The 20,740-nt window shown below is 50.8% G+C and carries 11 protein-coding genes; all 11 read left to right on the top strand.

What is annotated here, in order from left to right; genetic code table 11:
* The first annotated feature begins 17 nt into the window (after positions 1-17).
* The 11 genes from B4W65_RS00185 (at position 18) to B4W65_RS00135 (ending at position 20,735) form a co-directional block, all read left to right on the top strand.
* The gene (locus B4W65_RS00185; RefSeq protein WP_088653091.1) at positions 18-1,913 is read left to right on the top strand and encodes a RagB/SusD family nutrient uptake outer membrane protein; all 1,896 of its coding nucleotides are present in this window, start codon (positions 18-20) and stop codon (positions 1,911-1,913) included.
* A gap of 39 nt (positions 1,914-1,952) precedes the next feature.
* Complete coding sequence (locus tag B4W65_RS00180; protein WP_088653502.1) at positions 1,953-4,790, top strand: SusC/RagA family TonB-linked outer membrane protein; 2,838 nt, start codon at positions 1,953-1,955, stop codon at positions 4,788-4,790.
* 29 nt (positions 4,791-4,819) lie between these two features.
* A complete protein-coding gene (locus tag B4W65_RS00175) occupies positions 4,820-6,586 on the top strand; it encodes a RagB/SusD family nutrient uptake outer membrane protein (RefSeq protein ID WP_088653090.1) in 1,767 nt (588 codons plus the stop codon).
* 29 nt (positions 6,587-6,615) lie between these two features.
* The gene (locus B4W65_RS00170) at positions 6,616-7,665 is read left to right on the top strand and encodes a DUF5627 domain-containing protein (RefSeq protein ID WP_088653501.1); all 1,050 of its coding nucleotides are present in this window, start codon (positions 6,616-6,618) and stop codon (positions 7,663-7,665) included.
* 29 nt (positions 7,666-7,694) lie between these two features.
* A complete protein-coding gene (locus tag B4W65_RS00165) occupies positions 7,695-9,926 on the top strand; it encodes an endo-1,4-beta-xylanase (protein WP_088653089.1) in 2,232 nt (743 codons plus the stop codon).
* Between the two features lie 128 nt (positions 9,927-10,054).
* The gene (locus tag B4W65_RS00160) at positions 10,055-11,806 is read left to right on the top strand and encodes a glycoside hydrolase family 43 protein (RefSeq protein WP_088653088.1); all 1,752 of its coding nucleotides are present in this window, start codon (positions 10,055-10,057) and stop codon (positions 11,804-11,806) included.
* A gap of 27 nt (positions 11,807-11,833) precedes the next feature.
* Positions 11,834-15,418, top strand: coding sequence for a family 43 glycosylhydrolase (locus B4W65_RS00155; protein WP_088653087.1), 3,585 nt, complete (start codon positions 11,834-11,836; stop codon positions 15,416-15,418).
* A gap of 191 nt (positions 15,419-15,609) precedes the next feature.
* Positions 15,610-16,032: an RrF2 family transcriptional regulator gene (locus B4W65_RS00150; protein ID WP_158522736.1), complete on the top strand. Its 423-nt coding sequence runs from the start codon at positions 15,610-15,612 to the stop codon at positions 16,030-16,032.
* 12 nt (positions 16,033-16,044) lie between these two features.
* Entirely contained in the window at positions 16,045-16,968 is a 924-nt protein-coding gene (gene cysK, locus B4W65_RS00145; protein ID WP_088653085.1) for a cysteine synthase A, read from the top strand.
* A gap of 182 nt (positions 16,969-17,150) precedes the next feature.
* On the top strand, positions 17,151-18,995 hold the full coding sequence (locus tag B4W65_RS00140) for a diflavin oxidoreductase (RefSeq protein ID WP_088653084.1): 1,845 nt from the start codon (positions 17,151-17,153) through the stop codon (positions 18,993-18,995).
* Positions 18,996-19,031: 36 nt separating this feature from the next.
* Positions 19,032-20,735 carry an NADPH-dependent assimilatory sulfite reductase hemoprotein subunit gene (locus B4W65_RS00135; protein ID WP_088653083.1) on the top strand — a complete coding sequence of 568 codons (1,704 nt, stop codon included), beginning with the start codon at positions 19,032-19,034 and terminating at the stop codon, positions 20,733-20,735.
* Positions 20,736-20,740 lie beyond the last annotated feature (5 nt).

The raw sequence follows: 20,740 nt of genomic DNA, 5'->3' as shown, positions 1-20,740 counted from the left end.
GGGAAAACCAGAACATCATGAAGAAGATTAGAAAATATATGATCGGGGCATTTTTGCTGGCTACAGCGGGCTTGATGTCCTGTGAGGATTATCTGGATAAAACCGGAGATTCGATCATTTCGGAGGAGGAAGCCTTTCAAAATTTCCAGAATTTTCAGGGCTATACTGAAGAGCTGTACAACGGCATTGTGGAGTTCTCGAACAATTACTGGACCAACTCCTTCAATTGGGGTGAGGATGAAATCCTGACCACCGGTGGAACCTTTCATTTTGGTTACAAAGTGGATCAGGGCAACTTTTGGGGTTGGCAGTCAGAGCACGATGGTTGGGGTGCCGGTTGGCTTGATGCGGGTGATCGTTGGGATCTGGGTTACGATCCGAATGCTTCCCGCTCGCACCGCGATTTGTGGCGTTCGGCCTGGTACGGCATTCGCAAGGCCAATATTGGTTTGGCCAATATGGATCTGCTGACCGATGCTACCCAGGAGGAGCGCAATTTGATTCAGGGCCAACTGTTGTTCTTCCGGGCCTGGTTTCATCATAGGTTGATGGAGTATTTTGGCGGGATCCCATATATTAATGAAGTTTTGCCCAGTGATCAGCCGCTGACCCTGCCCCGCCTCAATTACCATGCGTGTGCCGATTTGGCCGCGGCAGACTTTGCGGCTGCTGCCGAGTTGCTGCCCATGCATTGGGACGATACCGAAGCCGGAAGAAGAACCCTGGGGCAGAACGATTTGCGCATCAATAAAATAATGGCGCTTTCGTACCTGGGTAAGAATTATCTCTGGGCAGGCAGTCCCCTGATGAATTACAGCGTAAACGGCAGTAAAACCTACAACGCCGATTATTGTAAAGCAGCAGCTGAAGCCTTTGGAAAGGTGCTGAGTCTGGTCGAAGGCGGACAGGCCGATTATGCATTGTTGCCTTTTGATGAGTACCACCGGAACTTTTTTACCACCGGCGAAAACTGGGCTTTACCTGGTGGGACGGAAGCCATTTTCAGAGCCCCATATAAATCGGCCAATCGAAGCAACTGGGGCCTCAGCAAGCAATATATGCCTTCCATTGTTGGCGGAGAGGATTTGAAGTTCAATCCAACGGCCAATTACGTGTCCTATTTTGGCATGGCCAATGGCTTGCCCATCAATGATCTTACCCAGGCCGATGCGGCATCGGGTTACGATCCTGCCTTTCCTTGGCGCGACCGCGATCCTCGTTTTTACACCAACTTTGTTTTTGATGGGGTGAAAGTGGTACAAGGCTCCATGCCCGAAGAACAGGAAAAGGAACGTTACGCCAACTTATACAGCGGTGGCAGTTACCGCAGCGTCAGCAACGGAAGTCGAACCGGTTTTGTGTTGCGCAAGTTTGTACCGCTTACTGTAAATATTCACGACCGGGGTTTCGACTGGGGAGGTAATCTGCACATCAATATTCCTTATATGCGCCTGGCCGATGTTTATCTGATGTATGCCGAATCGGTATTGATGGGGCACAACGCACCCACGGCCACAGCTTCCAGTTATGGCAAATCGGCCCTCGACGCCATCAATGTGGTTCGCGAGCGTGCCGGTGCGGGACTTGTTGCCGCTCAGTTTTCCGGATCAGTGGAAGCCCTGCTGGGAGAGTTGCGTCGGGAGCGTGCTGTTGAACTGGCGTTCGAAGCCCATCGCTTCAATGATTTACGTCGCTGGCTGCTTCTAACGGAGCGTCCTTATACCCTCAAGACCTCTCTTGAGTTTGATCGTGTTGGTGAGCTCAACACCGAAGATCCTTCGCTTAACCAGGTGGTGAATTTGCGTGAAGCTGTGATTTTAGAGCGTGAGTTCAGCGAAAAACACTATTGGTTGCCCTTTAAGGTGGCCGACGTTAATCTCTATCCCGAATTTGAGCAGAATCCGGGTTGGTAGAGCAGCAGAAATAAACATGAATTCAATAAAATGAAAGCAATGAAATATCTAAAGATAGGAATGGCATGCTGTGCCTTGCTGGCGTTGGCGCCGTATGGACTTCTGGCCCAGGATGCTGAAACGCCTGCGGATGCTGTGGAGGAGCTGGCGCTAACCGACAGTTTAACTTCGGTGCAGTTGGCCTTTCGTAAAGTTAATGTAGACGACCTGCCTGCAGACGTAGCAGTGGTTGATGTGCAGGAATTAATGGAAAGTGCTTACTCCAGTTCCTCCTTGTTTGGCATGTCTGCGTTTGTGGGCGGTTACAATGGCAATATTTGGGGCCTGGGTGATGTGCTCGTGTTGATCGATGGCGTTCCACGGTCGTCTTCTTACGTCCGACCCTCCGAAATAGAGCACATCAGTTTTTTAAAGGGCGTTTCAGCAGTAGCTCTTTACGGCAGTCGTGCAGCCAAGGGCGTTGTCAGTATTACTACCCGCAGGGGGAAAGCCGAAACGCAAAAAATCCATTTCAGGGCCAATGCCGGTTTTCATGTTCCTAAGAGTTATCCCAAGTACTTGGGCTCGGCCGAATACATGACACTTTACAATGAGGCTCGTGTAAATGATGGACTGGAGCCTTTGTATTCGGAGGAAGATGTTTACAACCATGGAAGCGGTCTTAACCCTTATCGTTACCCCGATGTGGATTTTTTCTCTTCGGATTACCTGAAGTCGAGCTACAATTTTACCGATGTTTCGGCTGAAGTCGTTGGTGGCGGGAAAAACGCGCGCTATTATACCAATTTTGGCTACGATCGGCAAGGTTCTTTGCTGGATTTTGGTCAGGCTGTAGACAATAATTCTTCAAACCGTTTTAATGTCAGGGGTAATATTGATGTGGACATCAACGAAGCCATAACCAGTTACATCAATGCCAATGCCATTTTTTATACCGCCAAAGGCGTTAATGCCGATTACTGGAGCAGTTCGGCCATTCTGCGACCCAACCGTGTGGCGCCATTGCTGCCCATCGACTTGTTGTCGGCCAACGATGAAGCGTCCCAGACCCTGGTCAATAATTCCAACTACCTCATCGACGGCAAATACCTGCTGGGGGGTACGCAGTTGGATCAAAGCAATGCTTTTGCGGATGTTTATGCCGGAGGAACCAATAAATACAACAGTCGTCAGTTCCAATTTGACGCTGGCATTAATGCCGATTTAAGTGGCTTGTTGCAGGGCCTGAGTTTTCAAACCATGTTTGCCTTTGATTATGCCACCTTGTACAATTTGTCGTTCGACAACGAATATTCTGTGTACGAGGCTACATGGAATAATTATGGAGGGACCGACCAGGTAGGGAGCCTAACCAAGTACGGGAAAGATGCAAAAACAGGTGCCCAGTCGGTCAGTGGGAGCTGGTACGACCAAACGTTGGCTTTTTCGGGTCAGTTGAATTACAATCGCGTTTTCAACGATGCGCATAAGCTTAGTATTATGGCCATTGCTTCCGGCTATCAGATGAGTGAATCAGGGATTTATCATCGCACGAGCAATGCCAATCTGGGGATGCATTTGGCCTACTCCTTCAATAAAAAGTATGCGGCGGAGTTTAACGGAGCCCTGGTGCATTCTGCCCGTTTGCCCGAGGGCAATCGCAGTGCTTTCAACCCTACAGCTTCTTTGGCCTGGCGACTCAATGAGGAAGGATTTATGTCGGGCATCCAGGCCATCAACGACTTGCGACTGACGGCGTCTGCCGGAATTTTGCACACTGATTTGGATGTTGAGCAATATTATTTGTACCAAGGTTACTACACCCATGAGGATGCCGCGTACCACGGATGGCGAGATGGTGTTTCACGCAAGATGTACGATCGTCGTCGTGGTGCAAATCCTGATTTGACCTTTCCACGGCGAGAGGAATTTAATCTGGGCCTTGATGCCGCGCTGTTTCAACACAAACTTCGTTTGAACACTTCTTTTTTCGTTAATAAAATGACGGGGAATATTGTTCAGGCAGGTGTATTGTATCCCAGCTATTTCAGCACAGGCTATCCGGAGTATTCCGATGTTCCCTACACCAATTATAATGAGGATCAACGAATGGGGGTGGACTTTTCGGCCACCTACAGTCAACAATTGGGCGACTTTAACTGGACGCTTGGGGTGAGTGGCCTATGGTTCGATTCTGAAGCGCTTAAGCGGGCCGAGAATTATGACGATTCCTATCAGAATCGTGCCGGAAAAGCCATAGACGGTTTGTGGGGATTGGAAAGCAATGGCTTTTTTGCCGACGAAGCCGCCATTGCAGCTGCCCCCCGGCACAGTTTTGGTGAAGTAAAGCCCGGCGATTTGAGTTACGTAGATCAGAACAACGATGAGGTAATTGATTCCAAGGATGTTGTTTTTCTCGGAAAAGCAGGATGGTTTGGTACCCCCTTTAGTGGTGGTTTGCATTTAAAAGCGGAATGGAAAAACATCAGTGTTTTTGCTTTGGCGAGTGCCAGATTCGGTGCCTACGCCTTTAAGAACGATGCTTACAACTGGGTGTACGGTGATCGAAAATACTCCGAAGTGGTTAGAGGCAGATGGACTGAGGAAACTCAGGCAACAGCTACTTATCCCCGCTTGACTACTCAAAGCGGCGATAACAATTTCAGAGCATCTGATTTTTGGATGTACAGTACCGATCGTTTTGATCTGGCACAACTGCAACTCAGTTATAACTTTTCATCGGCTGTGGTGGGCAATCTGGGTCTGGACCAGTTGGGTCTGTATTTGGCTGCTTACAATTTATTTACGGCAGCTCCTGAGCGTGAAATGCTGGAGCTGAACGTGGGTTCTACGCCCCAAACCCGCTTTTTTAACCTCGGATTAAAGGCGGTGTTTTAACCAGTCATCATTTAAATAGTAAGTTTGTTATGAAAAGATATATTGGAATTTTATTCGCACTAATGCTTGGGGTTTCAGCTTGTCAGGACGATTTTTTTGAGCCTGCTCCTGAAAATCACCTGCAGCTTGAGAATGTGTACGACAATCCCATTTATGCCGAGGGATTGCTTTTGAACGCTTATGCCCGACTGCCATTTTCCTCCTGGGATATAAGTGATGTGGCTACCGATAATGCGGTAAGCAACGACAACGACAACGCTTATCGACGAATGGCCACCGGGCAATGGTCGGCAGAGAACAATCCCATGAACCGGTGGACCGGATCTCGCTCTGCCATTCAATATCTGAATAGTCTCCTCAGCGTAAGCGACTCTGTAGCGTGGGCCATTGACGCCCTACCCCGTGCGATGTTTAACGATCGCATTAAAGGGGAGATTTACGCCTTACGTGCGGTGTTTTTGTTCGACTTGTTGCAGGCGCATGGCGGGTGGACCGAGTCAGGTGATTTGCTGGGAGTGCCCATTGTACTGGAGCCAGAGGACATCAATTCTGATTTTAACCAGCCCAGAGCCACCTTTGAAGCCTGTTTGCAGCAAATCTACGCTGATTTGGATAAGGCAGAAGACTTATTGCCACTTGATTACGAAATGATCAGCTCCGTTGAGCAGATACCCGAAAAGTATCGTTCGGCAGGGGCTACGATCGACGATTACAACCGAACCAATGGCGATTACTTTCGAAGTCGCATAAGCGCCCGTATTGTCAAAGGCGTGCGTGCAAAGGTTGCTTTGTTGGCAGCATCACCTGCCTACAGTGAGGCGACCACTACTACCTGGGAAGATGTGGCCAATTTTGCGGGCGAAGTATTGTCGCTGAACGGGGGACTGGGAGCTATGGCCGCTGATGGGTGGACCTGGTACACCAACACCGATGAGATAGATGGTCTTACCAGTGGAATGAATCCTCCGGAAATGCTGTGGCGGGGAAATCGTGCGCAAAACAACGACATAGAAGAGGCACATTTTCCGCCCACCTTGTATGGAAACGGGATGGTAAATCCCACCCAAAATCTGGTGGATGCCTTTCCTATGGCTAATGGCTATCCGATAAATGATCCGCTCAGTGGCTACGACGCCGCTCATCCTTATGAGGGCCGAGACCCGCGTTTGGCTGCCTACGTTTTATTGAATGGTGGTGTGGCTGGTCCTTCCGATGCCGTTATTAATACGGCAGAAGATGGTGGTACCAACGACGGACTCAATAAGGTAGAAAGTTCGACCCGTACCGGTTATTATATGCGTAAGTTGTTGCGGCAGGACGTTAACCTGGATCCCAGCATTGATACCGAGCAGTATAAGTACAAAGCCTTTATTCGCTATACCGAATTGTTCCTGATTTATGCCGAAGCGGCCAATGAGGTTTGGGGCCCCCGTGGCTCCGGAGCATACGGGTTTTCGGCCTACGATGTAATAAAGGCGTTGCGGACACGTGCCGGGGTCGGAAGTTCCGACAGCGATCCCTACCTGGAGCAAGCCGCCGATGATAAAGCGATTATGCGTCAGTTGATTAAAAACGAGCGCCGCCTGGAGCTTTGCTTTGAGGGTTTCCGTTTCTGGGATTTGCGACGTTGGAACGAAGAACTGAATGTGGCTGCTGAAGGAATGGCCATACGAAATGGCTCCTACAACCGCATTGCCGTTGAAAACAGAGTTTACCGTGATTATATGTACTACGGACCGCTGCCTTACAGTGAGGTGTTGAAGTACGATGAACTGATTCAGAACAAAGGATGGTAAGTTTTTTTAAAGCAATAAAACTGAAACAAATGAGAAAAATTCATCTGATAATAATGGGCATGCTGACAGCTCTGTTGGTATCCTGTGAGAATGGCGACTGGGATTTCCCGGATTACGAGTACCAAACCGTGTATTTTTCGTATCAGCATCCGGTGCGAACCATTACCCTGGGCCGGCATGAGGTCTTCGACACCAGTTTGGACAATCAGTACCAATGTCAGGTGCTGGCAACTTTTGGCGGGGCCTACGACAATTCGGAAGAGGTTGTTGTTAATTTTCAAATCGATGAGTCCTTGCTGACCGATGTTTATTTCGATCGAAACGGCAATACAGATGCCCAGGTTTTGCCTCTTCCTGAAGACTACTACAGCTTGAGTTCCGATCAGATAGTAATAAAAAAGGGGCAGGAAATCGGAGGCTTTACCGTTCAGCTTACCGATGCGTTTTTTGCTGATCCTATGGCCCTCGAAGCCAACTATGTGTTGCCTGTGGTGATGTATCAGGTGCAGAATGCCGATTCTATTTTGGAGGGGCGTCCGTTGGTTGAGAACCCTCATCGCCTGGTCGCCACCGACTGGGAAGTGCTTCCCAAGGACTACGTTTTGTACGCCCTTAGGTACGTGAATCCCTGGCATGGTTATTATTTGCGTAGGGGTGAGGATGTGGTTACCGGTAAAAATGGAAACAGCGCCTTAGACGCCACAGTGGTTCGTCGAAAAGAATTTGTGGAGCAAGATGAAGTGAATCTGGTTGAGACCGCCTCGCTAAACGCTGCCTATTTGGATTTGACCTTCAAGGATGCTGAAGGAGCCAATATTCCTTGTCGTTTGCTGCTCAGTTTTAATCAGGACGGTTCCTGCAGCATCAGCTCTGCAACTGAAGGCATTACAGCTTCCGGTGAGGGTGCATTTGTTGTCGAAGGAGAAAAGAACAGTTGGGGAAGCAAGGACCGGGATGCCTTGTACCTCGATTATGAGATCGACATGGATTTGATGCATGTTGCTACTACCGACACACTGGTGTTGCGCGACCGCGGTGTAGATGCAGCGTTTTTTACACCTGTGTACAAAGGCAACTAAGCGGATGTTGAATTTTAAACAGAAAGACTATGAAAACTAAGAATAAATGGTTGGCCGGAGCGTTGGTGCTGAGCTTGTTGGGGAGCTGTACCGACGACCATGTGCTCGATTTTGAGGTGACCAAGCCCGCGAGCATTGCCGAAATGGAATATTTGAACCAGTACGACGTTTTAAAACAATATGTGGATCGAAGTGCTCACCCGCATTTTAAGCTGGGTGCGGGGGTTACTGTCAGTGAATACCTCAAAAAGGATGGTTACGCCCATTTTATCAACGAAAATTTTGATGGGATGACGGCTGGTAATGCCATGAAGCACAGCTCTGTGGTTGGAGATAAGGGTGCCATGAATTTTCAACAGGTAGGGGAATTTATTGGCGCAGCCAAAGCTGCCGGACTCGTTGTTTATGGACACACTCTGGTCTGGCATTCGCAACAAAACAAGACGTTTCTGGAAGGTTTAATGGCCGATAAAGAAATAGAGGTGGACCCGGATGCAGCGGAATCGGTTTTGGTGGCTAAAACGGCTGCTGCCAGTGCCAATATTTGGGACTTCCAATTGAATTACGTATTGCCTGAACCTTTGACACAAGGGGTGGAATATACCTTGAAGCTGCGTGCAAAGGCATCTGAAGCTTATACCGTCGCCTTTTGGCGTTTCGACGGAACAGCTACCAACTACGGTCCCGACTTTGCGGTAGGGAAAGATTGGGGAGATGTTTCGATCAGCTTTACCCCCACTATTGATGCCACTACGCTGCAGTTTTGTTTTGGAACTTTTGGGGGCGATTTGTACCTCGACGATTTAGAGCTTACTGCCGCCGGGTCGGAGGACAATTTGGTGGCCAATGGTTCTTTTGAAGAAGATGGTTTGAGTGGCTGGGAAAAGCCTTCATGGCACGATTACAGTTTTGGTGTTGAGCAAGTAGCCGGAGGTCCCGCCGTATGGTATACCGAGCGCGTAAGTAATGGTGATGTGGAAGGGGACGACTTGTCGAGCTTCTTTGCAACCGAGGCAGGAGACGGACCCAAGGCGGCAACAATAGGTGCAGCCGGTACCGGAGCCGACGGCGTTGGCAGGGCCATTGTGGTTCAGGCGGGGGATAATCCGGCAGAAGATCATTCCACGCAGTTTTTTGTTACTGTTGCGGAACCCTTTATGGAAGGCGAAAAATTTCGTTTTTCTATGAAGTATAGGGCTGAAAAGCCTGCAGGATCGTCCTCCCAGGCACATTTTGAACCCGGGCAGTATCAGCATTATGAGTTTGTAGGTCAACCTCAGTTTACGACCGAATGGAAGACTTTAGAGTATGTTGGAACCGTCAGTCTTGCCCAGGCCGGTGGTGAAGACAATCCTAGAGGAGCTAAGACAATAGCCTTCAACCTTGCGGTTTTAAAAGAAGCCAACACCTATTATTTTGACGACATCTCATGGGCCATCGAAGAGTCGGGGAATTCTGTCCCCCTTAGCCCAGAAGAGAAGGCAGACACCCTTACCTGGGCTATGGAGACCTGGATTGCCGGAATGATGGAGGCAACAGATACCTATGTTACCGAGTGGGATGTGGTGAATGAAGCCATATCGGGTGCCGACAGTGATGGCGATGGTATTTACGACTTATGGTCGGCCAGCAATGTATCGGAGCAGGATGCCCTCAATAATTTTTATTGGGGCGATTACCTGGGCGAAAACTACGTTCGTCAGGCCGTGGCGTTTGCCCGCCAGTATGGCCCCGAGAATGTCAAGTTGTTCATCAACGACTACAATCTGGAATCGGATTGGGACGACAATCAAAAACTGAGGAGCTTGATTAAGTGGATAGAAAAATGGGAGGAAGATGGCGTTACCGTTATTGACGGTATTGGCACCCAAATGCACGTATCCTGCTATATGAATCCCGAGACACAGGCTCAGAAGCAAGAACATGTGGTCAAGATGCTTGAGTTGATGGCCGCCACAGGAAAACTTGTGAAAATTACAGAGTTGGATATGGGGCTGGTCGATGCTGAGGGTGAGCCGGTTAAAACCGGTGATGTTACGCTGGAGCAGCATAAAGCAATGAGTGCGTATTACAAATTTATTGTTCAAAAATATTTTGAGATTATTCCTGCCGAGCAGCGCTATGGCATTACGCATTGGTGTCCGCTAGACAGTCCCGAAAGCTCCTCCTGGAGAGGGGGAGAGCCTGTTGGACTTTGGTCGCTCGATAAATATCGCAAGCATACTTATGCCGGATTTGCCGAAGGTCTGTCGGGTGAGTAAACGATGTAATCCCTTGCCTTGAGGTTGTAAAAAGTCACCTCCTTTGGGAGGCGACTTTTTACTTTTTGAGGCTCGACAACTTTAATAGTGTAAATATTTTAATGATGAACGCCAGAAAAAATATGGTTATGAAAACAGGAGGAAGGATAGAAGGAGGGGAGCAGGGTGTAAGCGGCCTTGGGCACTTGTTGTTGACTGCGGCTTTATTTATGTTGATGACCTTGAGTCCCCTGGTTGCTCAAAAACATTTGCCTTTGTTTAAGCAGTTTGTTTATGAGGGAAACGATAGGGTTTATAATGACTTTCCACTGGAAAGCGATGAGTTTTACAACCCCATTTTGCAAGGAGTGTATCCCGATGCCGCCATTACGCGTAAAGGGAACGATTATTTTTTGGTGAGTTCTTCTTTTGCTTTTTTCCCGGGCATCCCCATTTTTCATTCCAACGATCTCGTGAATTGGAAGCAAATAGGGCACGTTTTGGATCGCAAATCGCAGCTCAAAGTTTTTGACACAGGTATTTCTGCCGGGATTTATGCTCCTGCCATCAAATACAACGAGCACAACGACACCTTTTACTTGATTACCACCCAGTTTGCCGGCGGCATTGGCAATATGGTGGTGAAGACCAAAGATCCATTTCAGGGTTGGAGCGATCCCAAAAGTCTCGATTTTGAAGGCATTGACCCTTCACTTTTCTTTGATGAAGATGGGAAGGCTTACGTTGTGCACAACGATGCACCCAATCCCGGCGAGGAGTTGTACGAAGGGCACCGTGTGATTAAGATCTGGGATTACGACTTGGAGAAAGACCAGGTGGTTGCCGGCTCGGACAAAATCATTGTGAACGGTGGCGTGGATTTGAGTCAAAAGCCCATTTGGATAGAGATGCCACACATCTACAAGCGTTATGGTCGTTACTATCTGATGTGCGCCGAAGGCGGCACAGGAGGTTGGCACAGTGAGGTGATTTTTGTGAGCGATAATCCCAGAGGTCCCTATGTACCCGCTCCCAATAATCCAATTTTAACTCAGCGTTATTTGCACCCTGATCGTCCCAATAAGGTGGATTGGGCCGGGCATGCCGACTTGGTGGAGGGACCCGATGGTCGTTTCTGGGGCGTTTTTCTTGCTGTTCGTCCCAACGACAAGGACCGCGTGAATACGGGTCGTGAAACCTTTATTTTACCTGTAGATTGGAGTGGCGAATGGCCCGTGTTTGAGAATGGCCTGGTGCCTTTTTCACCCAAGTTAAAAATGCCTGAGGGCGTGGAGAATAAAGCCGGCAAGGATGGCTTTTTCCCTAATGGCAACTTTAGTTTTGTCGAAGATTTTAAGGCCGACACCCTTGATTATCGTTGGATTGGGATGCGTGGACCCCGTGAAGATTTCATAAAGCGAACTAAGCAGGGAATGCAGATTCAGCCCTTCGAAGTAAATCTGAAGGCGGTTGCACCGACTTCCACTTTGTTTCACCGTCAGCAGCACCAAACCTTTACTGCAACCAGTTTGCTGGAATACCAGCCGAAAACTGAAAAGGATTTGGCGGGAATGGTGTGTTACCAGAGTGAGCATTTTCATTACATTTTTGGCGTGACCAAGGTGGGAAAAGAGAACTTCCTGGTATTGGAGCGCACCGAGGGCGGGGAATCGTCCACCCTGGCTGCAGTTAAAGTAGATGTCAAAAAGCCTTTGCATCTTCAGATTGATGCCGATGGCGACGACTACCGCTTTAACTACTCCTACGATGGAGAAACTTTTGAAAATTTAGGCGGAACCGTGTCGGGCGATATCTTGTCGACCAACGTAGCCGGCGGTTTCATCGGAAACTTTATCGGACTGTATGCCACCAGGGGCAGCGATGTTAAAGTGACTGAATAAAGAAGAGCCGATCCAAACGGAAATATTATGAGAAGAATCGTTTACAGTTTTTTATTGGGCCTGGTCCTTTGGACCAGCTCCACCATCCCGGCTGCAGCCTGGGAGGGGATGCCACTTCCTCCGCTTAGTGTGGAAGGACGTTATTTAACCGACACCCATGGTAATGTGGTTAATTTACATGGCTTTGCCCAAACCTACAGTCCCTGGTTCAATGAGCAGGGAACAAAATGGAGCAACTACGATGTGGCGGGCTGTCTGGCTTACAACCAGGGACTTATTGACGATATACTGGAAGCCGGCTGGATGATGAATTTTGTACGTCTGCATATGGATCCTTATTGGAGCAATACGCCCGGGTGTACACCCGACGGCCACGAATTGCCCAATTGCTTCAACGAAGACCGTTTTCGCCAATACCTCGATGAGGTTTTTATTCCCATGGCCGAGTACGCCATAAGCAAAGGTTTGTACGTTATTATGCGTCCTCCCGGCGTTTCTCCCGAGGTCATTGGGGTGGAAGATGAGTATAATTACGCCGAATACCTGATGACTGTATGGGACATTGTGTCCAGTCACCCCCGCATTCGCGACCGCCATGAAATTATGTTTGAGCTTGCCAATGAGCCGGTGCGCATTAAATTGGCCGACGGTTCGGTTGGGGCCAATACCCAGGCGCACTTCGATGTGCTCAAAGAGATTTTTCAGCCCATCGTTAACCGCATACGCAGCAACGGTTTTCACAGTGTGCTGTGGATACCCGGATCGGGTTACCAGGCTCATTACAAAGGCTATGCCGTAAATCCCATCGAGGGGCCCAATATTGGCTACGCCGTGCACCTTTATCCCGGCTGGTTTGGCAGCGCCAACGGTTACGAGGTTTTTAAAGCAGAGTGGGAGGAGCAGGTAAAGCCCATTGCCGATATCGCACCCATTGTTATAACCGAAATGGACTGGGCACCGGAAAAATACAATTCGTCCTGGGGCAAGGGGATTACCGGAACGGCAGGTGGAGAAGGTTTTGGTGCCAATTTTAAACGCATTATGGACGAGGCCGGTAACGCCAGCTGGTTGTTGTTTACCGATGCCCATTTGCTGGCCCGGTTTACCGGTGAGGCCCCAGCACCGGGGGAGCCCTATACCTTTCTGAACGATCCGGAGGCTTGCCCCTGGCCCGTGTACCATTGGTACCAGGACTATGCGCTGGAACACTATCCACGGCCCGAGTTTGAAAAGCAATCGCAAAGCGACAACGGCGATGGCAGCTATACCAATCCTGTCGTTTATGCCGACTTTCCTGACCCGGATGTGATTCGCGTCGGAGATGTCTATTACATGGTATCCACCACCATGCATGTCTTTCCCGGTGCCACCCTTTTGAAATCCTACGATTTGGTCAACTGGGAGTATTGTGCCCATCCCCTCGAACGCATCAGCGGCGATGATGCCTATTCTTTGTTGAATGGTGAGAACCGTTATGGCCGGGGTCAATGGGCCACCAGTCTGCGTTACAACAACGGCACTTTTTATTTGCTTTTCAATACGCTTGACGACGGCGGCTACCTCTTAACAGCTGCTGATCCGGAAAAAGAATGGACGACAACCCGTTTGCCTCGCGGTTTCTATGATCCGGGTCTGTTTTTTGATGAGGATGGTAAGACCTATGTGGTGCATGGCATCAACACCCTTAAGCTGACTGAGTTGGATCAGAACTTTGCGCCCATAGGCAGCGATGTGGTTCTGGTGGAACGTGCAGAAAGCGGACTTGAAGGCAGTCACGTTTATAAGATTGGAGATTACTATTACATTTATGCCACCTACGGTGGCTGGCCCGCCTCACAGGTCGCTTTTCGGTCGACCAACATCCAGGGGCCCTACGAAGAAAAAGTCCTTCTCGACGATCAGAATATTCACCAAGGCGCCCTCATTGAGACCCAAACCGGGGAGTGGTGGACCCTTATGTTTTATGATCGTGGGGCCATTGGACGGCTGCCGAATTTACAGCCGGTGAATTGGGTGGATGGCTGGCCCGAGATTGGGGTGGACGGCAAAGGAGTTGCGGTTTATAGCAAGCCCGATGTGGGGCGTTCGCACCCGGTTAAAGTGCTGCCTACTAACGATCCCTTTCGCGCCTACAGGTTGGGTATGCAATGGGGCTGGAATCACTATCCCGATCCAGACAAGTATTCGCTCTTTGATCGCCCCGGGCACTTGCGCTTGTACACCGCCAGTGTGAGCGACGATTTGTGGCAGGCCCGCAACACCCTTACCCAGCGCATTTTTGGCTATCATGAGAGCGGGAGTGAAAGTTACGGAACCATTAAAATGGACGTTTCGGGGATGGAGTCGGGCGATCGTGCCGGGTTGGCTGTGTTCCAGGATCCTTATGCCGCCATAGGGGTAGAAGCCGGCTCGGGCGACAAGCATTTGTTTTTTGATATGAACGGGACCATTACCCAAGGGCCGGCTCTTGAACAGGATGTTGTTTATTTGCGTGCCGTAACTGCTTTTGGTGCCGATAAGGCCCGCTTTTATTACAGTCTCGACAACCAAAGCTTCCTGCCTTTGGGCGAGGAGCTGGATATGGCCTTCAATCTCTCGGTTTTTACCGGCAACAAGTTTGGCCTGTTCTCCTACGCCACAAGCGATTTGGGTGGCTATGTCGATATCGATTGGTTCAGTACGGAGGAGTCTTTTTACGAAGATTTGTTTTACGATCCCGATTTTGTGGGCTACAGCGAGGAGGCTTTAACGGTGGTGCAGATCTTTACTCCGGCGGAGCATCTGGAAATGTTGATGGGAACCAGCAAAAGCTTTGAGGTCTTTGCAGAGTTTGCCGACGGCAGCGTGCGCAACATTGCTGCTGAGGCCGAAATCCAAAATTCCAATCCTGGTACAATTGCTCTGCAAAACGGCATGTTACTGGCCAGGGGCCCAGGGCGTTCTCTGTTTCAAATTAACTACGAAGGCCCCCTTGGGGGCACACATGCACTTGAGATGGAGGTCCGCTCTTCTGTTTTCCCATTGGTTGAGGGGCTTCTGAACCCCTCCATCTGGGAGAACGGTTCCTTTGATGCCGAAACCGGCACCCTGATTACCGGTCAGTATGGCTTTGGGGGATGGCAGTACGACAATGGGGTGGACTTATCCGGCTACCGTTATCTGGTGGTGAACTTGCAGGAGCCGGCGGGTGGTAATGCTTCTTTTCGTCTTTTTGATCAGGGCAGTTACTGGGCCCCGGCGGTGGAGTACTCGGTTGGCTCAGCCACCCAGGTGGTGGTCGATTTGCAGGCCATGTTTAAAACCGTGGATGGTCAGCAGGTCAAGGCCAATCCCGCCACCCTAAGCATTATCGGTTTCTGGTCGCTCGGTGGCAGCCCCATCGTTATCGATGAGGTTTACCTGTCGAACAGCGACGATCTCCTGCCTGTGGGCTTGCACGATGCTGAGCTGGTTCCCCAAAAACCTACCGATGAGGTAGATGTATTTAGTCTTACCGGCATTTTATTGCGCGAGAAGGTGCTTAGAGGCGCAGCTCTTGAGGCTTTGCCTTCCGGTTTGTACCTGGTCGGAAACAGGGTGCACGGCTATGAAAAAGTTTATAAAAACAACTAATCCATATTGTTTAAGTGTGAATTAGTTTGTATTTGGTTTGCTTGACTGAAAACCCGCCACACCAGCGGGTTTTCAGTTTTCTGCGCGCCGCAAATCCCTTAAATCCTATATAAAAGATATGCGTATTGTCTGTTTTTTTTAAACTTTGTATGAAAACCCGCGTTATATTTGCAATACAAAATCATACAAAAATGCTTCGATTCTCAAACAAAATAAAGTACGGTTTACAATTCCTCCTCTTTTTGGATGTGGATACGGAGGAATACACCGACATTCAAAGGGCCGCCTTGTCCTGTGAGATTCCCCACAAGTTTCTTGAAGGCATTGCCGTGAGTCTTAAGAAGCACGGGATACTGGAAGTCAAGCGAGGAGCCGGTGGAGGCTACCGCCTGAGTCGCGAAGCCGAGGCTGTAACCTTGGGGCAGGTGGTTCAGGCCCTGGAGGGACCCGCAACCAAATCCGCCAAAAAAAGTGGGGAATTAACCGGTCAGGTGGTTGAAACCACCCTGGATGAGGTGCTGACCCGTTTTTGGGAAGAACTCGAGGGACTTAGTCTCGCCGCCATCCAAAAGAAGTATTACGAGAGTGCCGACAAATTAATGTATTACATCTAAAATAGTAACGCCATGACAAAAATTGCACAGAACATTACCGACTTGGTGGGTAAGACCCCACTGGTAAAAATCAACCGTCTGGTTAAGGAAGATGCTGCCGAACTGGTGGCCAAACTGGAGTTTTTCAATCCTGCCGGATCGGTGAAAGACCGGATTGCCCTGAATATGATTGAAGATGCCGAACGCAAGGGCATACTTACTAAAGACAGCATCATTGTGGAGCCTACGAGTGGCAACACCGGGGTGGGACTGGCTTTTGTGGCCGCCGTAAAGGGTTACAAGCTGATCTTGACCATGCCTGAGAGTATGAGCATTGAGCGTCGCAAACTGCTGAAGAAATTTGGCGCCGAGTTGGTGTTGACCCCCGCCGCAGGGGGCATGAAGGCCGCCATTGCCAAGGCTGTGGAAATTGCAGCGGAGAATCCCAACTCCTTTATTCCCCAGCAGTTTAAAAACCCGGCCAACCCCGAGGTGCATCGCACTACTACTGCCGAGGAGATATGGAACGATACCGACGGAAAGGTAGATGTGTTTGTGAGCGGCATTGGTACCGGCGGTACCATTACCGGAGTGGGTGAAGTTTTAAAGCAGCGCAACCCCAATGTGAAAATCATTGCCGTAGAACCCGAGGCCAGTCCCGTCCTTTCCGGCGGTCAACCCGGTCCACATAAAATTCAGGGCATCGGTGCCGGTTTTGTACCCGACGTGCTCAATACCAGTGTTTACGATGAGGTGATTAAGGTGAGCAACGAGGACGCCATTGAAACCGCCCACCTGGCTGCAACCCAGGAAGGCATCTTGTGTGGTTACTCCTCGGGTGCAGCACTTAAGGCCGCCATTGAAGTGGCTCAGCGAGCTGAAAATAAAGGCAAGCGTGTAGTGGTACTCTTGCCCGACACCGGAGAGCGTTACCTGAGCTCTTACAACATCGACTAAAGCCATTTTATTGGTCGATTGCAGATAAAAAGGGGGAAACAATCCTGCGGTCCGCTTGCGGACGTCGATTTTGTTTCCCCTTTGTATTCACTAAAGATATTACGCAAAGCCTTGCAAACATGTATGAAATCATATACATAGTTATATGAAAATAGTATGATTTGCCCAAACCGATATTTTGCATGTCCGACAATCAATTATTTAAACCCGAAGAGCGCAGCGAACTGCAGCGGGTACTTTCGCGCATGAACCGCGAACAGTTGCTTTGGCTGGGGGGCTACATTTCTGCCGCCATAGATTTTGCCCCGGCGGTGCAGGAGCACTACAGCGACCCCATTATAGAGCCCGGCGCCCTGACGCAGGGCAGTGAGCAGAGCGAGCGCCAGGAGGCCCCGGCCGCTGAAAGCAAAGCCAGGAGTCTGACCATCTTGTTTGGCTCCCATTCCGGCAATTCCGAGAAAACAGCGCGACTGGCACAAAAGGAAGCCGAGCGCAAAGGCCTTAGTGTAAAGGTCAAGAACATGGAAGAATACAACGCCCGTTTTCTGAAGGAAGAGGAGCAGGTCTTGGTGGTGGTCTCCACCCACGGCGAAGGAGAGCCTCCCCTGGCCGCCCAGGAATTGCACGAGAAGCTGGCGGCCGGAAGGGGTTTTGATTTAAGCGGCTTGTCCTTTGCCGTTATTGCCCTGGGCGACAGTTCCTATAAGCACTTTTGTAAGACGGGCCACGACTTTGCCGACTTCTTTAAGAAGCTGGGCGCAAAGTCGCTGCGGGAGGTGGCTGCCCTGGATACCGATTTCGAGAATGAGCTGCCCGACCTTTTACCTGCGGTGATTGACTCGTTTGCAGGCGCGCCTGCCGGGGGGCAGTCGCCCCAGGCAGCTCCCGCTGCCGGCGGTCCCGCCCCCGGTGCAGCGTTCTCCTCCAACCAGCCGGTAGAGGTAGAGGTGCTGGAACGCATTCAACTCAACGGACGCGGCTCCGAAAAAGAAACCTGGCACCTCGAGCTGGCCACCGATAAGACGGGACTGGTCTACCAGCCCGGCGACGCCCTAGAGGTTTTTGCCAACAACGACCCCCGGTTGGTTGCCGCCATATTGGCGCAGAGCGGACTCGACGGGACACAGCAGGTGGAGGTGCGGGGGAAGACTTACTCCCTCGAAGAGGCCCTGCGGCATCATTACGAACTGACGGTGCTCACGGCGCCGGTGGTCCGCAAATACGCCGCCCTGCAGCCTGAATCGGCCCTTAACCAACTGCTCGAAGACCCCGAACAATTGGGCGCCTTTATGTACGGCAGCGACGTGCTCGACCTTTTAAAGAAGCATCCCCTTCAACTGGATGCCGAACAATTGCTGTCGGTCCTCCGCTACCTGCCGCCACGCGCCTACTCCATAGCCTCGAGTCCCGCCGAAGTCGGCGACGAAATTCACCTGACCGTAGGGGCCGTGCGCTATCAAAAGGACGAGCGCGAAAGAGGGGGCGTGTGTTCCACTTTTTTGGCCGACCGGCTGCCCGAGGATGGGCGCCTGAAGGTAAAGGTGAAACCCAACAATCAATTTAAGCTGCCTGCCAACGACGATACCGCCATCATTATGGTGGGTGCAGGCACCGGCATAGCGCCCTTCCGGGGCTTTTTGCAACACCGTTCGGCCCATGGAAGCAAGGGTAAAAACTGGCTCTTTTTTGGCGACCAGCACTTTACCACCGATTTCTTGTACCAGTCCGAATGGCTGAAATACCGCAAAAGTGGCTTGCTGACCCGCTTGGATGTAGCCTTTTCGCGCGACCAGGAGGAGAAGCGCTATGTGCAGCATCGCATGAAGCGCCAGGGCAAGGACTTGTTTAAGTGGCTCAGCGAAGGTGCCCACTTTTATGTCTGTGGCGATATGAAGCGCATGGCCGGCGATGTGCGCAAGGCCCTGCTCGACATCCTACAGATTGAAGGCAAGCTGTCGCGCGAAGAAAGTGAGGCCTACCTGGCCCGCCTGCGCAAGGAAAAGCGCTACCAGGAAGACGTGTATTAACCCTATGGTCCATCCATTACCAACAAAGCAACTGAAATGACAAAACTACCTGAACCAATAAAGTGGACCCCCTCGCCGGTGGAACACATCAAAAGCAAAAGCAACTTTTTAAGGGGAGGCATCGTGGCGTCGCTGGCCGACGAGACCTCCGGAGCCATTGCGGCCGACGATACCCAGCTGATTAAGTTTCACGGCAGTTATCAGCAGACCGATCGCGATCTGGATGCCGAGCGAAAAAAGCAAAAGCTGGAGCCCTTGTACAGTTTTATGATTAGGGCACGGGTGCCGGCGGGACTGGCTACGGCCGATCAGTGGTTGGTGTTCGACCGTCTGGCCGATAAGTACGCCAACGGCACGCTGAAGCTGACTACCCGGCAGGCCTTTCAATGGCACGGGGTGCTTAAGCGCAACTTAAAATCGACCCTCCAGGGCATTAACGCCACCCTGATGGATACCATTGCCGCCTGTGGCGACGTCAACCGAAATGTAATGGCCACTTCGAACGAGGGACTTTCCCCATTGGTGAGCGAGGTGGCGGCTTTTGCGCAGACCATCAGCGACCATCTTTTGCCCAAAACTACGGCCTACCACGAAATTTGGCTCGATAAGAAGCTGCTTACGGAGGGCAAGGTGGACGAGGAGCCCATTCTGGGAAAGTTGTACCTGCCGCGTAAGTTCAAGATTGCACTGGCCGTGCCGCCCTACAACGATACCGACGTTTTTGCCAACGATTTGGGGCTGATTGCCATTGAGGAGGACGGTAAGCTGGTCGGGTTTAATGTGGCCATTGGCGGTGGCATGGGCATGACCTTTGGCAATGAGGAGACCTACCCCCGGCTGGCCGATGTGATTGGTTACGTAGCAAAAGAACAAGCCTTGCAGGTGATAGAGGAAGTGGTGAAGGTGCAGCGCGATTACGGCAACCGCGAAAACCGGAAGCTGTCGCGCCTGAAGTACACCCTCGATCGTTTGACTACACCGGTGTTTAAGGAACTGGTGGAGACCCGCAGCGGCATTCAACTGGAAGCGGCCCGGCCCTATAAGTTTGAGCAGAACGGCGATGTATTTGGCTGGCGCAAATCGGTCCGCAACAAATGGTTTTTAGGCCTCTTTGTGGAGCACGGCCGGGTGCGAGATGCAGGAAACTATAAGCTCAAGAGCGCCTTGCGCGATTTGGCCCGCATCAAGGTCTGTGATTTCCGGCTCACCGGAAATCAGGGTTTGGTGCTGGGACAAATAGAGGAGGGCGATAAGCTGTTGGTCGAGAAAATCCTGCATAAGTACGGCGTCGATCAGGAAGATCAATTATCGGGCATCCGGAAAAACGCCATCGCCTGCGTGGCCTTAAATACCTGCTCGCTGGCCTTTGCCGAGGCGGAGCGCTATTTGCCCACGCTCAACACCAAAATAGAAGCCATTATGGCCGAACTCGACCTGACCCACGACGACATCCTGATTCGGATGACGGGCTGTCCCAACGGTTGTGGACGTCCCTTTTTGGGGGAGATCGGACTCGTTGGAAGGAGTCTGGGTCGCTACAACCTGTACCTGGGCGCCGGTTTTGCCGGAGAGCGGCTCAATACCCTCTACAAGGAAATGCTCGATGAGACAGCCATTCTTGAAGAACTCTCGACCCTGTTAAGTCTCTATGCCGAGGAGCGGGAGTCCGGAGAGCGCTTTGGTGATTTTGTGGTACGGGCGGGCATAGTGGCCCCTTCACAAGCTGTCGTCAGCTACTAAAACCG

The sequence above is a fragment of the Geofilum rhodophaeum genome (assembly GCF_002210225.1).
GTDB lineage: Bacteria > Bacteroidota > Bacteroidia > Bacteroidales > Marinilabiliaceae > Geofilum > Geofilum rhodophaeum.
The sequence above is the reverse complement of the archived record's forward strand: the minus strand, read 5'-3'. Positions and strand labels throughout refer to the sequence as shown.